This is a genomic window from Ruegeria sp. BF6, from assembly GCF_056538665.1.
Genome location: NZ_JBQFTN010000021.1, coordinates 1 through 15066 on the forward strand (window position 1 = coordinate 1; position 15066 = coordinate 15066).

A 15066-nucleotide genomic window follows, 5' to 3' on the forward strand; every position below is an offset into this window, starting at 1 on the left:
GCAGCGTATTGGCCGGCGTGCCGCGGACATAGAGGTCGGTCAGGGCCTCCTGATCCGCCTGGGAGAGGGCCGGGAAGGGGCCGGGAAGGTGTGGGGCAGGAGGCTTCATGGCAGCCAGTCTGTACCTGTTTCCCGGCAAAATCAATCAAACGTGATAAGGGGTACTTATCGGATGTGATAGATGATTTGCAGACTTGAGAAAGTAACGAGCAAAAAGAAGTATTTTTGCGCATAAAGCGGTTAGCTAATTTGCATCGCAGCAAATTCGGCGGGACTCCATTGAAAAGTTTTAAACAATTTTTGGTGAATAACGCATCGGAGCAACGAAGTGCGCGATGCGTCCAAATGACGAACAGGGCAGCGCAGGCAACGCTAAGCTAGCAACTGTATTTCTCAGGGGGTCTGAGCCGACCAGTTTTGCCGAGATTTGAGGAGTGCGTTTGCGATTGTGACGAGCTTTCTAGCGACTGCTGTGATGATGACTTTGTGTGGCTTGCCCGCGTCACGCAAACGATCTGCGAAGATCTTGAGATGCGGATTGTGATGACTCGCGACGAGAGCGGCCTGGAACATGATGTGTCGTACCTGTCGCCGTCCGCCACCAATGGCGCGCTTGCCGCGCATCGCACCGCTGTTGTGAGCAATGGGAGCCAGGCCCGTGAGCGCAGCAGCTTGTTCTCCCGAGAGTTGGCCCAGTTCTGGCATTTCCGCGATCAGCATAGTGCTGGCAACGGGGCCGATCCCAGGAACAGAACGCAAGATATCAGCGGTTTTTGCAAGGCCCTGATCTGCGTCTGGTCGAAATGCCATGAATCGCGCAATGAGTTCCGCGTCGATCCGATCCGTCTTGGCGCGTGTGCCATGGCTGGCAGCGAAGGCTTTGATCTGAGCTGGCGGCAACTGCCGAGTCGCGATACCGGCTGCATCCAGCGCGGTCCACAGACGCCATTCCTGCCCTCCAGTCGCCTCGAAACAAACAAGCGCGTGCGTTGATTGTGCCAGACCAACAAGCTGCGCGTGGCCCTCATCGCTGTTCGGGAGCCGCAACCTACGAATGTCCGGCAGACAATGAACGTCAAGCCAATCGCGGCTGACGTCTATGCCGATGATCTGTTCGTGTGATACTTTGTTCATACCCTCTTCCTTCTGCTCCGCGGTCCAGACCGGCCGCATTCAACTGTTCGAGACGATGAAGAGAGACGGTGCTGGCTCGCTAGGAAACGTGGTCATGCCACAAGGCTCAGACGCCATACACCGCCCCGTCAGTAACCTCGGCAAAGGTGGCTGACGGGGGTTAAGTTAGCAAACTCAAGATACAGAAGGCTCCAGACTCATTGATTTACAGCCAGAACAGCACGGTAGTTGCTAGAGCGATGGCCGAAAGGAATACCTTTGGGCATCTGTCATATCGGGTGGCGACGCGCCGCCAATCCTTCAGGCGTCCGAACATGATCTCGATGCGGTTGCGTCGTTTGTAGCGGCGCTTGTCGTATCGGACAGGCTTGTCGCGTGATTGTCGACCTGGGATGCAAGGCCTAATTCCCCTGTCATTAAGGGCTTCGCGGAACCAGTCTGCGTCATAGCCTCGATCTCCCAGCAGCCAGTCAGCCGATGGCAGACTGTTCACCAGAGCCTTGGCGCCCGTGTAATCGCTGACCTGGCCCGCGGATATGAAGAAGCGGATGGGGCGTCCGAGGCTGTCAGCAACAGCGTGCAGTTTCGTATTCATGCCACCCTTGGTACGCCCGATCAGCCTGCCGCGCCCCCCTTTTTCAACCGCAGGCTGGAGGCTGTGCGGTGCGCTTTGAGGTATGTAGCGTCAATCATGATGGTCTTATGATCGGTTCCCTCCGCAGCCAGCCCGGTCATGATCCGAGCGAACACACCCATATCGCTCCACCGCTTCCAACGGTTGTACAGTGTCTTTGGTGGTCCATATTCACGTGGCGCATCGGACCAACGTAACCCATTGCGGTTGATGAATATAATCCCGCTCAGTACACGACGATCATCAACTCTCGGCTTGCCATGGCTCTTTGGAAAGTAAGGCTGAAGCCGCGCCATCTGCTCGTCGGTCAGCCAGAAACCCTCCGTTGTGCAAATCCCTCAATCAGGCCCACAGGTGCTGACGTCAGACAGACGACAGTGCTTTGGCAAAGAACTTGGTTGCTGCTGGACGATTTCGTCGCTCAGACAGCATGAAATCAAGGGTGTTTCCTGCTTTGTCGACTGCTCGATAAAGATACATCCACTTGCCGCGCACACGGAGATAGGTTTCGTCCATGCGCCAGGAACTCAGCGTTGGTCGCTTCTTCGATTGCGCGCTCGCGGCGATCATCGACGAATACTTAACAACCCACCTGTTGAGAGTAGCGTGGTCCACCCGCACGCCGCGTTCGGCCATGATCTCTTCCAAATCACGGTACGACACTGTGTACCGCAAATAGAAATATACAGCGTAAAGAACTGCATCCTTGGGAAAGTGGCAGCCTTTCAGAGAGATCATACTTAAAACCTGTTCGAAAACTATTCGACAGGAAGAGACTGCGAAACCTGAGTGCTCGTCAATCTCAGTTCAAAATTTGCGACACAACCGATGAACGTCCGGAAAGGGCCGTCTCCGAAATCCAGCGGCAATGGAGAAGGGGCCAATACCGCCCCGCGGCAAGGAATGATGCATGAATAAACAACTACTGTGGCCAGTTCGCACTGGAATGACCTCGATAGCCCAGACACGAACTTCATTCATTAACTTTTGGCTTCCAATTGGCTTGTTTCATAGCGTCGCCAAGTTCCACCCCGTATTCTGGATTCGCAAATAGTCTTTGAAACAAAATATCCACCCTACTGTCAGGCCATTCACGCGAGAGTTTATCTGACATAGCTTGAGCTTCACTTTCGTTCCCCAGCATCTGATGAGCCGCCATCAGATAGGCGACAGAAACAGGGCCGACTGGGCCACCCTTTTGGGTCACCTGCTCAAAGGCGGAAACGGCACCTTCGAAATCCTTCAGATGGAACTTTGCAGACCCCATCGCGTTCTGAAACACATAACCTCGGTCCAAATCTATTTTCGACAGTGCGTCTTCGCTGATCGCCACGACTTTTTCGAACTCACCTGAGTACAACAGGATCAATGACACGAACTCCAGCACGTGCACGTCGTTTGGTGCCAACCGCTGCGCCCTGTACGAGAACTCCATAGCTTCAGGCCAATTACCCTTGGTAAATTCGACCCAGGCCTTTGCAGATTGGCTCCACCCCATTTCGGGTGCCAATTCAATCGCCCGGCTGGCCTGTGTGTCCGCGTAACGCAGCAAGTCGCCGGTTGGATCAGCGTCCGGTGTAACCAGCACTATCGTTGCTGCAACCTGCGCGGCTCCTGCATGGCCTCCGAAATAGCTGTCGTCGTTTTCGATTGCCCCCTTGAATATCGTCAGGGCTCCGTTCAGTCGCGCGGGCTCCAAGGCCGGAAAGATCAAATCGCGGCCCGAATTGGCCAGGTTCACGGCCTGAAGCCGCATGGGGGATGCATCAAATATCGCGCTGCGCTCATCTTGGCTCAGGCTATCGACTGGCAGGCTGACTGGAACCCCACGATTTGTCGACATTAACGCAATTGCCACAGCAACACAGATTATAAGGAAAACCCCTGCAATCCCAATGAACGGGCGCGGCCAGGTGTAAGTCTTGGTTTCCGTCTCAGGTATTTCGGGCTGATCCGTCCCGGGCGATTTAATCGATATCTCAGGTGCGTACCCGCCTTTTGGCAGATCGAAAACAGTGACTTCATCGCGGCCATCTTCGACATAATATTCGGCCAGCTTGCGACGCAGGCGACCGGCGTCCACCCGCACCACATTTTCTCTTCGCGCCATCTCGGACATGGTCGCGCCGTAGACATCCATGGCGATTGTTTTGGCACGGATGTCATCGGCTCGACCGCTGATTGATTCCTCGACGACGTAGATAAGAAAGTCCTGCAGTCGCTGTGATCCAGCGAATGTCTGGGATCCGACAAGTCGCTGAAGCGCGACCCGCACATCTTTGGCGTCAGGCGTTCTACCACCACTAATACTAGTCGATGTGCTTTTGGATAATTCCATTTTTTCAGCAAGTTACATCTCTGATTATACCGTATTATGCCCCGATAAACCTTTTGTGAGAAGTGAATTCGGCCAACAATTCGGGGAATCTGTTGATTAGTCGAACGAGCGTCGAATTTGAAAGGTTACGTGCTTGATACCCTGTTTCCGAACCACCAAGCCGCAATTGCAGACTTACGGCGCGCGGACACGGTGTTCGATGAGATTTGCCGGGACTACCAGCTTCTCAGCGACGAGTATCTCTCCATGAATGATGAGCCGGCAAGCCAATCGTACCAGTTTGCCTGCGATATCCGCGAAACCCTGGATGGTCTTCGGGATGAAATCGCCCAGTCACTGCGGCGCGCAGGTAAGATGTAATTCGAAAATGGGGAAGGGATACCGATGAGATCAATATTTAAACATGCCTCGGCCATGGTGCTGATGGCTGGCGCGAGCTTTGCTCAGGATGCGCCCATCATTCATGACGGAGAGTTCCAGTTTCTCCGCGCACAATTTGGCGATCAATGGGATGCTCAGGATACGGAAATCGACGCAAAGCTTGCAGAAATCCGTGACGCCAATGACGGCAAGCCCCCTAATATTCTCTACATTCTGATCGACGATGTCAGCTTCGGTCAGATGGGCAACCGGACGATGAACTATGTCACCGGTTTCGATACGCCCAACATCAACGATTTTGCCACCGAAGGCATGTCCTTGATGAGGATGTATACCGAGCCATCCTGCACGCCAACACGAACAGCGATGTTGACAGGTCGTCATCCGGCGCGCGCGGGCGTGGAAGAGGTCAAGGTTGCGCTGGTCGGTGAAGGTCTTGCGGCCGAAGAAGTCACGATTGCCGAAATCCTGAAGGAGGAAGGGTACAACACCGCGCATGTCGGGAAATGGCATCAGGGCGATATTGAACAATCCTATCCGCACAATCAGGGGTTTGACTGGGCGGCCTTTCCTTTGCACCAGCAAGTTCAACTGAGTCTGATGATACGGGACGCAATGGTCGCCAACAACATGCTTGGCTACCATGCGTCGGGTCAGTCCAACCAGTTTCAGTTGGATCAACGGTTCAAACCCTACGGTCTGGTAACTGGCGTTGAAGGTGAAGCTGGTGGTCTTGCCCGCGAAGTCGATATGGCACCGGGCGAGGAATGGACGCAGGCGAAATACGAAGAAATGAACCTGCGCTATCAGCGTCAGGCATTGGAACAGCTGGAGAAGCTGGCTTCGCAGGACGATCCGTTCTTCATGCAGTACTGGCCGCTCTATCCGCTAAACTTTGCCTATCCTGATGAGGCCGTTTCCCGCAACGGCGGCTTCCATGCCGACAAGTTGCAGATCCTGGACGGTTGGATCGGCGAGGTGCTGGCCAAGCTGGATGAAACCGGAAAGGCAGACAACACCATCGTCATGATCATGGCCGACAATGGCCTGATGTATCATTATGAGGGGACTTCCGGCCTGAACCAGCTGATTTACCGCGGCGGCAAGACGCAGCATCTTGAAGGTGGTGTGCGTACCGATGCCTTCATCCGGTGGCCCGGCGCTATCGAGCCCGGCAGCGCGGCGGGTGACATTGTGCATGTCTCAGACCTGTTCACCACCTTTGCCCGGATCGCAGGTGCAACCGACCGCATTCCGCGCGACCGTGTAATTGACGGTATCGACCAGACCGCGCTGCTGCTTGAAGGCGAAGGCAACTCGCGCCGCGACTATGTTTACGTATATGAAGGACCGATCTTGCGCTCAGTAGTCAAGCAGGAGTTCAAAATGCACCTGCCTGCCCCCGGCCAACCCGGCGCAGCGGCTCCCGTGTTCAATGTCTACCGCGACCCACGCGAGGAACATCCCCTTATCGGGTACTCCCTATGGTCCGGGGCGTCTTTTCAGGACATGGTCAAGCGCCATCAGAAAACCATTGCCAAACACCCGCATCTGCCACTCGGAAAGGGTGTTCCTTATGAAGGAATCGAGAACCTTCGCCCTGAAAGCGAACTAACCAGGGAAGTCTTTTCTAGCTGGCAATAACGAACTTGGGACGGTGGTGGCAAAGCCACCATCTCATCAATCGCACGAGAACTTTTCAGGTACATGATGGCCAGCCATTTTTTCATTCATTCTATCCTGACGTCCGCGTTGCTGATAGCGGGTAGCGCTGCCGGAGCAGAGGAAAACGCGTCAAACCCATTGGCTGCGGTCAACAACACGGACATTCGCTATCAGTATTTTGATCTGGAGGGCGGCGCAGACCGTCAGGATGCATTCATTGATGGCGCATACATGCTGCGACCTGATCTGAAATTGAAATATGAGCTCCATTACAATTCGACGAATGCGACCGGGGAGAGGTTCAACGGGTTTGAAAAGACCAGCTTCAAGCTGATCTATTTCCCGTCACAAAAACCCCTGAATGACACTTGGGCCGTCAAATCCGCGCTCGGGCTGGAGTGGATCCTTGATTTTGGCGACCCCGAGGAAGGTATAGGCACCGGGTCGGATCAGATCGCCCCGTTTGGTGGCTTTGCCTTTGCAAACACAAACACTGGCATGACGCTGATCCCTTTGGTCCAGCATTTCGCATCGTATAATGGGTCGACCGATGTCAGCCAAACTGCAATGCGCCTGATTGCGCTTCAGCCGTTCGGTGATGGGTATTGGGCCAAAGCAGATATCAAAGCGCCATATGATTGGGAAAACGACGCCTGGCCTGCAACCGCTGAGCTTCAGATTGGCAAAAATCTCAGCCCCGGTATTGCCCTCTATGCAGATGTGTTGATCGGGATCGGCGCTGATCGCCCTTATGACCAAGGCATCGGGATCGGCCTCAGATTCAACTACTAAGTTTCATGAACCCCAAGGACAAAGCTATGTCTCACCTCTCACTACTCGGCGCAATCACGCTTGCGACCGGCCTTCTTACGCTGCCGACACTTGCCGGTGCTCAATCACTGCCCGCGCCGGATCAGGACGAAACCGGCTGGCGTCATGGTGCAGCGTTCTATCTGTTCACACCCCTAAGAACCACAGGGACATCGACCGTGGCTGGACAATCCGCTGACTTGGATCTGGATCTCGGTGACGTGCTGGACGTGCTCGATTTCGCAGCGGCCGGACGGTATGAGGCATGGAATGGGGATTTTGGAATAATCGTCGACGCGAACTATGTTGGCATCGAACAAGATACCTCGCTGCCTGGCCCTTTGGGTTCCGATCTCAATGTCGACGTGCGCCAAAAATGGTTTGGTATTCTGGGTGCTTACCGCATTGTAGACTCTGTATACGGAGTCGATGATCAGCGCTATACGATCGATCTTCAGGGGGGCGTTAGATACAACTCTATTCGTCAGGAGATCGGTATAACCACACCGGGCCCGGGAAATCCACCTGTTTTAGGTGGCGATCAGGATTGGATCGAACCTGTAATCGGCGCGCGCGGTATGTGGCGCCTAAATGAGCAATGGACCGGAATTGCTTCTTTGGAGCTTGGCGGTTTTGGCGCCGGTGGGAATGACCTTCAGGTCGGTGTGAATATCGGATTCGATTACCAACCCTGGGAGAAAACGGCACTCACATTTGGATACCGCTACTTCAGCGTCGACTATAGCGATACGCTGAGTTCCGGAGAATTCGCCTATGACGTCGAACAGCACGGGCCATACTTTGGCATCAAGTATTTCTTCTAAGGGCGGGTATGAAACTAGACGACTGTGAAAGAAACTCGTTTTGAATCTGGTGCTGGGAAAAGGAGTTCACTAGTGAATCTACCCGACGACTGTATTATGCAGCGTAAGAGAAATTATGATAAATTTGCGCGAGCCCTATTCGTGCGCTCCAATTGTTCAATCCAGGGCCTTTTCCTGACGAGCTTTCCCCAGTCTCGTGGACATCACGTTCCGCCAGGTCCATTGGCATCCGAACACAATATTAGTCAGAGCAGATTGCTCCGGCAGGGCTCATCAAGGAACGCCCAGTTCATTGTCGCGACTGTCGCAACAACCGATGCAGCTAACCGCACTCAATTGTGCTCGGCAGTGATCAAGTCTTTGAACTGAGACACGGTTTCTTGTGGAACACCAGCAGCTTCAAAGATAGCGGCGGCAAAGCTGACCGGCGCTGTACCGGCTGCGGTAACAACACTGCGTGAGGAAACGGCCGCTTCGCTTTGAACGTAACTCGATGCTCCACCATACCCAACAGCGTTCTTGATCAAGAATTCCCCATCATTCGAAGTATGGGGTACGGAATTCAGCAATCCCGATCGGGCCAGAGCCAGGGTTCCACCGCAAATTCCGCCGACAGGAACGCCGTTTTCGTACTGAGCCACAAGCAGATCTGAAATGTCCGGTGCGGCCTCAGAGTCCCACACCGTTCCACCAATGACGGCCACAACATCCGGCTGCCACGCGGTCAGTTCCTCCAGTCCTTTGGAAACAATGACGGTCAATCCTCCCATCGAATTCAATTGTCCGGGAGTTGGGGAAAAATACGCGACGTCGAGTCCATAAAAGGAGCCGCCGATTCCGCCGATCATTGCGTATTCCCAGTCCGACTGTTCAGAAACCACATGCGATGTTCATTGCGCCGTCTGGCTCAGGTAAAACGAGCGGCTTTGTGATCCCCAATATTCTGCGGTTCAACGGCTCCTGTGTTGTTCTGGACATCAAGGGCGAGATCTTCCAGACAACCGGCGCACGGCGGGCGGCCATGGGTGATGAGGTCTTTGTGTTCGACCCTGAGAACCCGGAAAAAAGCCACAGCTATAACCCGCTGAGGCGCGCAGCTCGCGCAGACAATCTGGATCGGCGTTGGGAAGAAGTGATTCAGGTCGCAACCCAGATGTTCGACACGCCCAGCTCGTCCGCTCAGGGCTTTTTGGGCGGCGTCGAAGGCATGTTCTGCGCAATGGCGATGTTGGCAATCAAGCGGAACCGTCCGTACATTTCCGAGATCCTGCGCCTGGTCAAAACGACCAAGCAAAAGGATTACGAAAAGATGGCCGAAGAAGTGGGCTATGCCCGGGCAGCAGATGAGTTCCTGAATCTTGCAGCCGAAGAATCCAAAATCCTGCGGTCAACGATTTCGGTTATGTTGAACTCCGGCCTTCAGCTCTGGCGCAACCCGTCTGTGGCAAGAGCGACGCAGGGCAATGACATCAACTTTGAAGATCTGCGTCGGCGCCCCACCTCGATCTACTTTTCTGTGCCGGGGAAAAAGGTCAAAGAGTTCTGGACACTCGTTCGCCTGTTCTTCCTCGATCTGGTGAACACAATCGAAACCCACGAACCGGGCCCAGATGAGCCGTTCAAGGTTTTGATGCTGCTCGATGAGTTTCAGCGTCTCGGCCACCTTGAGCGCGTAGTTGAAGCGTATGACACCATGCGATCGTTCGGCGGTCGGATCATCGTGATTTCGCAAACTCTGTCGCGCCTGCAGGACATCTATGGGCATGAAGGTGTGCGGGCGATGCTGGCAAACGCCGGGACGCAAATGTTTGCGGCCTCTGAGGATTCAGAGGTACGTGAACACGTGTCCAGGTCCATCGGTGACAAAACAGTTATGAGCAAATCGAAGTCTCGGGCGCTCGGTAAAATGGAAATGGGAAGCATATCGGAACGCGAGGAAGGCATTCGCCTGCTCCGGCCGGAACACGTTGGCCGATTGCCAGAGAATGAGGTTGTGCTGATCCGCGAAGGCAAGATGCCGGTGATTGCAAACAAGATCCGGTACTTCGAAGACCCGTATTTTGTGCAGTTCTTGGGTGGCGATAGTCCGAAGATCAAGGGCACATACCTCGATCTTGCTGCAGAGCAAGCCAGGGACACGGCAAAGGCTCTGGCTGAAGCGAAACCGGCCCCTGCCCCGGTGAGAGAGGTTTCCGCAAAAGATCAGGAACTTCAGGCGGCATTTGATGCGCAACGCACGGTCGCAAAGCGGAAAAGCCGGTCAGCGAAAGATATGGCGGTGGAGAAGTTGGCGACGCAACCGTCGAGCCCAGTCGCAAACGCGCAGCACTCCAGTTGAAGGCGTAGATGCCCATCATCGAGCACGCGCTGCAACTACGCTTCGATGTATAGGTATATTATTTTTGACTCTGTGTATAATATTTCATACAATGAGTAAACAATAATCGACTCACAGAAGTGTCCTGCTCAAAAGGGATTTCAGAAATGACCTACCAAGATCGCAATACAGTGGTCTCGATCTTCGTGAACCTCGCCGTTTGTGCATTTGTTGTTTCACGGCTTCTGGATATGAATGCCTCTGGATCGTTTGATGGCCCAGACGCTGTGAACAACTGGGCCCGCATGGTGATCTGGCTGATCCCCCTGGGCGTCGTTGCCACCATCATCGGCACAATACTGTTCAACATTGGATTTGCGATTGTTACACACGAACCCAAACCCAGCTTCGTCGTTGATGAACGTGATAAGATGTTCGAGCGCCGTGGCAGCTACGCCATCATTATCTTCGCGGGTGCGGGTTTTGTCTCAGCCGTCGTCGCGATGGCTCTCAACGCATCAGCGCTCACCGGCTTCAACATCATTTATTTCGGAATGGCTTTCGGATCCCTGTCAGCAGATATTGTCAAATTTGCTAGCTATCGGCGGGGGTATTGATCCATGGGCAAGCTCAGGATCACCAACAACATTAGACGTCTACGCTTTGACGCTGATGAAATGACGCAAAAAGAACTCGCCGAAAAGGTTGGAGTCACCCGACAAACCATCGTTGCCATTGAAAACGCCAAATATTCACCAACGCTCGAACTGGCGATCTTGATTTCTCGCGTGTTCGACGAGCCCCTCGAAAAAGTCTTCGACATCCAAGACGCCAGCTAATTCGCTGCGTCCGCGCTGCCTTACCAAAGGAATAGATATGTTCATCAACCCAACTCGGTTCTGGAATCTGATGGCGCGCTCTTATGCCCGCCGTCCGGTCCAAAACCAAGCCGCCTATGAATACAAGCTCGACACTACTGCGAGACACCTGTCCCCCCAAGACCGCGTCCTGGAATTCGGCTGTGGCACAGGTACGACGGCGCTCATTCACGCCCCAAAAGTCGCCCATATCGACGCCATCGACTATTCCTCCGAAATGATCTCAATCGCCAAGGAAAAAGCCAACGCACAGGGCATCAAGAACATCAACTTTGAAATCAGCTCGTTCGAATGCTGGCCTATTCCGGCGAAGGGTCAACCGTATGATGCCGTACTGGCTATGTCGATCCTGCACCTGGTCCTGGATCTTGACGCGACACTGGATCGTGTTCGCAGTTCCTTGAAAGAAGGTGGCCTGTTCTTCAGCTCGACGGTCTGCCTGGAAGGTTTCGAGAAGTTCGTCATACCAGCTCTCGGGGCCATCGGCCTATTGCCCAAGATCCGCGTCCTGACGCAAGAAATCCTTGTCGAGCGTATGCAAGCTCATGGGTTCGAAATCGAACACAGGTGGCGTCCCGAAACGGGTTCGACTGCTTTCATCATCGCAAGGAACAGCGGTTAGTTCTTTCGACATCTGAGAACACTGACCCGGCCGTTCACGCACGACGCAGAGAACGGCTGGAGAGAGCCCAAAATACAAAATGCTTCAACGCGCTTTAAGGTCAGCGATGCGCAGAAACCGGACTTTGCAAAGTCTCGCTACGGCATCAAAACGGACGCTTATAGCTGTCTCGGATGTTGCGGGATAGATTCCCAAAAGCGGTCATTGATCTTTTGTACGGCCTCCCAAGCCGCCTTCGCGTTTGGATCGCAGAACGACAGCGTCTTCTCAACTTGTAGAGTTCTAAGCCAGGCAGGTTCGATTTCTCTGTTGCCCTCCACCGCATCAAGGCTTGTATCGTGCGTACTCGAAGTCCATATACACAAGGCTTACGTTTTTCTTTTTCGACCTGCTGTCTCCCCAATTCGGCGTTCAGTCTTTCGATTCAGACCGACCACGCCGAGTCGCCGCAATAATGCGGGCGGCAAGTATTTGGAGATTTCCACCATGGCAAATGGCACAGTAAAATGGTTCAACTCGACTAAAGGTTTTGGCTTTATCGAGCCTGAAGATGGCAAGCGCGATGTGTTCGTACATATCTCAGCAATCGAACGTTCCGGCCTTAGTGAATTAAAAGACGGTCAGAAGGTTACTTTTGACGTCGAAGCTGGCCGTGACGGACGCGAAAGCGCCGCCAATCTGGCACTCGCCTGACCTTTTTTAAGGGCACCCTTTTCGGGTGCCCTATTGAACAATGGGCTACAATAAGCCATTGGAGAACAAGTAACTTGCAACCTAAAGACTGGACGCGGGTGCTCGCGCAATACCGTGTTGCCGATGCGAAGCGCAGTGTTTTTGAACTTGCGATCACAGTTGCTCCCTTATTTGCGCTATGGGCCCTAGCGTGGTTTGCGTTATCTTTTAGTGTCTGGATCGCAATACTACTGGCCATCCTGAATGCCGCGTTTCTGGTCCGTATCTTCATCATTATGCATGATTGCGGTCATGGATCTTTCTTTAGAAGTCGCACTGTTTGCAATTGGACCGGTCGGGTTCTAGGTGTTCTTGCCCTGACACCCTATGACGTTTGGCGGCAAAGCCATGCGATTCACCACGCTTCAACCGGTAACCTTGATCGGCGTGGTATGGGTGACATCCCTACATTGACCACTGAAGAATACCTGAAGCGGAAGTGGTTCGGGCGTGCCGCTTATCGTCTGACCCGGAACCCCGTCTTCCTGTTCGGTGTTGCGCCGATCTATACGTTCTTTATTCAAAACCGTTTACCTCTTGGTTTCATGCGTTCGGGCTGGCTGTACTGGGCAAGTGCGATGGGAACAAACGCTGCAATTGCAGGGATATTGGCCCTAGTTTTTTGGGCCGGAGGCATTGAGGTATTATCGTATGTTTTCCTACCAACCATGATTGTCGCATCATCGATTGGTATTTGGCTTTTCTATATTCAACACCAGTTTGAACACACGACCTGGGAACGGGAAGAGGGGTGGAACCTTCAGAACGCCGCATTCTATGGAAGTTCTCACTATGCCCTACCAGGCATCCTGCGGTGGTTCTCTGCTAACATCGGCGTACACCATGTTCACCACCTTGCCAGCCGCATACCGTTTTACCGGCTAAACGAAGTTTTGCGTGACCATTCTGCGTTAGAAAATTGCCAGCGTATTACTCTATATGAGAGCTTTCATTGTGCACGATTGCATCTTTGGGATGAAAAAAGTCAACGTCTGCTGACATTTTCCGAGGCTTTGTCGAACGCCAATTCCAAAAGGCATTTAGTGTAGTCTGGCGCGTACCAGATAGGCTTCGACCGTATCACCGCCCAGGGCGCGAATGGCCTCTAATCGGTGAAGGCCTTCAATCAGCACGAACCTCTTGTTGTCCGAGCGTATTTGGATCGGGGTCTTCTGGCCGTTCTTCAGGATATCTTCGGCCAGCGTCAGAACTTTTTGTTGATCAAGCGTTTTCGCCCGTTTCACAGGTACATAGATCAGGTCGAGCGGATATGGTCTTTTCTCCAACATAAGCTACGTGAGCAACCTTTCGTGCAATTGTTCCGGTTCAGAGTTCGTTGCAAAAGCGGGGGTTGGAACGTGCGTCATAGAACCGAACGAACAGCGTCGCGCAGTTCCTGATGCATAACCCAAGTGGCTGGCTCATCGTCACTTTCGATGTGAGAAAACGCCAGGACCTGAGCGGCGCCATCATTCTGCACCGATCCGGCTTCGGGTAGGTCCAGTTCCAGATATTCTGCGATCAATAGTCCGATTTTCTTAAAAACCTTGATGGAGGCCTCGCGCGATTTGTGACCGGCCGCCTGAGACAAATGACCAATGGTCAGACCGTCCTTGCCTGCGATTGTAAGTGCTTTGAGCATAGTGACCTGCGCAGGGGTGAGCCTAATCTGTCGCAATGCCTCGGCATATTCTCTTTCACTGGGAACGAGGGTGCCGGAGTTTCTCTCCAAACGGCGTTGACCGCTACGTTTCCTGTCTCGTTCACCGAGAATTTCTTTTAATGCTTCGATGGCCAATGCTGGTGTTTCGCCGACTGCATCAGCAATCATTGTCTGCGTTTTAGCCGGTGGCTTGGGGAATGCGCGCGCAACGCTGTTACCGCTCAGGATGCCGGCCTTAATCAAGTACTTTCCAAATTCTTCTTCAATCACTCCTGCTACGTCAGCGTTCCGCGACTCACGAACACTGCGATCCTGAAATGCTCTTTGTTCCAGACCACGAGCTGACATCTTTGAACCGTGAAGGGTTACTTGAGGGGCATTTTTGCGCATCAGAGAAACACCACCACAATTATGGTCGCAACAAACACCAATAACGCGATAAACATCTTTACTCTGTAGGACCAGCGATGCGCCCTTTCGGCCTTGAGCATTTTGCCAAGGTTTTCGTCAATCGAGTTATGGTTCACGGCTTGGTCCTTCCGGATTTGTCAGGCGATATTGATTTCCAGCGAACCTATTTTCGCGGCATATTTTCGGCGCACTTATCGTTCTGTCTTGTGAACGGCCGATTACATTCCCAACCATCACCTCTTCGATTCAAATGAGCGTTGGAAGGGACTAGGATCGCAACGCAACTGTCCTGGTTTGCGCGAAAGCCACGTTCACATTTCCATCCAGAGTAGGTTTCAGGCGCAAGGTATGCATGCTGTGGAACGGCCACAGGCTCACAGCCGCTCTCCGCTGCCCTGTACCCTCTGAGGCATACCCACCCATCCGAGCTTCTTTTGTCGCTCAGACGACCGTTTTTTGGAACTTCTATTGCAACACATGTTTGGCTTTCCTTACGAAATCCCCAGTTGCAGTGTATTTCCTGTGCGCCAAACCGGGTTCCGACGTACCCATTTTGAGGCGCTATCAATTCTTCGCATCTTTCACCGACTTGTCGGAAGAGCCGATTGCACTCCCATCGATCTCCGGTCGATGCAAGATATGCGTTTTTAGGAACTT

The 15066-nt window shown here is 53.3% G+C and carries 16 protein-coding genes and 1 pseudogene; 10 read left to right on the forward strand and 7 right to left on the reverse strand.

Going from position 1 to position 15066, the window contains the following annotated elements:
• Positions 1–393: 393 nt before the first annotated feature.
• The 4 genes and pseudogenes from ACR0IM_RS22395 to ACR0IM_RS22410 form a co-directional block, all read right to left on the reverse strand.
• Positions 394–1173 (reverse strand): IS110 family transposase, encoded by a 780-nt coding sequence (locus ACR0IM_RS22395; protein WP_480683277.1) that lies wholly within the window; start codon positions 1171–1173, stop codon positions 394–396.
• A 166-nt stretch (positions 1174–1339) separates the two neighbouring features.
• A protein-coding gene (locus tag ACR0IM_RS22400) for an IS5 family transposase (protein ID WP_480508102.1) occupies positions 1340–2064 on the reverse strand; the annotation gives its coding sequence in 2 pieces (ribosomal slippage) (positions 1340–1774 and positions 1777–2064; 723 coding nt in all).
• Positions 2065–2143: 79 nt separating this feature from the next.
• Positions 2144–2506: pseudogene (locus tag ACR0IM_RS22405) on the reverse strand (IS6 family transposase); the annotation flags it as partial.
• A 235-nt stretch (positions 2507–2741) separates the two neighbouring features.
• Positions 2742–4043 (reverse strand): tetratricopeptide repeat protein, encoded by a 1302-nt coding sequence (locus ACR0IM_RS22410; protein ID WP_480597304.1) that lies wholly within the window; start codon positions 4041–4043, stop codon positions 2742–2744.
• Between the two features lie 192 nt (positions 4044–4235).
• On the opposite strand from ACR0IM_RS22410, the gene ACR0IM_RS22415 reads away from it, so the two are divergent.
• The 4 genes from ACR0IM_RS22415 to ACR0IM_RS22430 all read left to right on the forward strand — a co-directional run bounded on the left by ACR0IM_RS22415 (position 4236) and on the right by ACR0IM_RS22430 (position 7786).
• On the forward strand, positions 4236–4466 hold the full coding sequence (locus ACR0IM_RS22415; protein WP_171212846.1) for a hypothetical protein: 231 nt from the start codon (positions 4236–4238) through the stop codon (positions 4464–4466).
• A 24-nt stretch (positions 4467–4490) separates the two neighbouring features.
• Positions 4491–6131: a sulfatase-like hydrolase/transferase gene (locus tag ACR0IM_RS22420; RefSeq protein WP_171212847.1), complete on the forward strand. Its 1641-nt coding sequence runs from the start codon at positions 4491–4493 to the stop codon at positions 6129–6131.
• A 63-nt stretch (positions 6132–6194) separates the two neighbouring features.
• Entirely contained in the window at positions 6195–6944 is a 750-nt protein-coding gene (locus tag ACR0IM_RS22425) for a hypothetical protein (protein ID WP_480683278.1), read from the forward strand.
• Positions 6945–6970: 26 nt separating this feature from the next.
• Positions 6971–7786 carry a hypothetical protein gene (locus ACR0IM_RS22430; protein ID WP_480643368.1) on the forward strand — a complete coding sequence of 272 codons (816 nt, stop codon included), beginning with the start codon at positions 6971–6973 and terminating at the stop codon, positions 7784–7786.
• A gap of 332 nt (positions 7787–8118) precedes the next feature.
• On the opposite strand, the gene ACR0IM_RS22435 is transcribed toward ACR0IM_RS22430, so the two are convergent.
• Complete coding sequence (locus ACR0IM_RS22435) at positions 8119–8634, reverse strand: DJ-1/PfpI family protein (protein WP_480683279.1); 516 nt, start codon at positions 8632–8634, stop codon at positions 8119–8121.
• On the opposite strand from ACR0IM_RS22435, the gene ACR0IM_RS22440 reads away from it, so the two are divergent.
• The 6 genes from ACR0IM_RS22440 to ACR0IM_RS22465 all read left to right on the forward strand — a co-directional run bounded on the left by ACR0IM_RS22440 (position 8634) and on the right by ACR0IM_RS22465 (position 13384).
• The gene (locus ACR0IM_RS22440) at positions 8634–10124 is read left to right on the forward strand and encodes a type IV secretory system conjugative DNA transfer family protein (protein WP_480683280.1); all 1491 of its coding nucleotides are present in this window, start codon (positions 8634–8636) and stop codon (positions 10122–10124) included. The two genes, ACR0IM_RS22435 and ACR0IM_RS22440, sit on opposite strands and share 1 nt — an antisense overlap.
• A 146-nt stretch (positions 10125–10270) precedes the next feature.
• The gene (locus ACR0IM_RS22445; protein WP_480683281.1) at positions 10271–10720 is read left to right on the forward strand and encodes a hypothetical protein; all 450 of its coding nucleotides are present in this window, start codon (positions 10271–10273) and stop codon (positions 10718–10720) included.
• Between the two features lie 3 nt (positions 10721–10723).
• On the forward strand, positions 10724–10942 hold the full coding sequence (locus ACR0IM_RS22450; protein ID WP_480643526.1) for a helix-turn-helix transcriptional regulator: 219 nt from the start codon (positions 10724–10726) through the stop codon (positions 10940–10942).
• A gap of 37 nt (positions 10943–10979) precedes the next feature.
• On the forward strand, positions 10980–11603 hold the full coding sequence (locus ACR0IM_RS22455; RefSeq protein WP_480643529.1) for a class I SAM-dependent methyltransferase: 624 nt from the start codon (positions 10980–10982) through the stop codon (positions 11601–11603).
• 486 nt (positions 11604–12089) lie between these two features.
• On the forward strand, positions 12090–12296 hold the full coding sequence (locus ACR0IM_RS22460; protein ID WP_170382448.1) for a cold-shock protein: 207 nt from the start codon (positions 12090–12092) through the stop codon (positions 12294–12296).
• A gap of 74 nt (positions 12297–12370) precedes the next feature.
• Positions 12371–13384: a fatty acid desaturase gene (locus ACR0IM_RS22465; RefSeq protein WP_170452345.1), complete on the forward strand. Its 1014-nt coding sequence runs from the start codon at positions 12371–12373 to the stop codon at positions 13382–13384.
• Here ACR0IM_RS22465 and ACR0IM_RS22470 read toward each other — a convergent pair.
• Positions 13376–13624 (reverse strand): ParB N-terminal domain-containing protein, encoded by a 249-nt coding sequence (locus ACR0IM_RS22470; RefSeq protein WP_039524390.1) that lies wholly within the window; start codon positions 13622–13624, stop codon positions 13376–13378. The two genes, ACR0IM_RS22465 and ACR0IM_RS22470, sit on opposite strands and share 9 nt — an antisense overlap.
• A gap of 74 nt (positions 13625–13698) precedes the next feature.
• A complete protein-coding gene (locus ACR0IM_RS22475) occupies positions 13699–14388 on the reverse strand; it encodes a hypothetical protein (RefSeq protein ID WP_480683282.1) in 690 nt (229 codons plus the stop codon).
• Positions 14389–15066 lie beyond the last annotated feature (678 nt).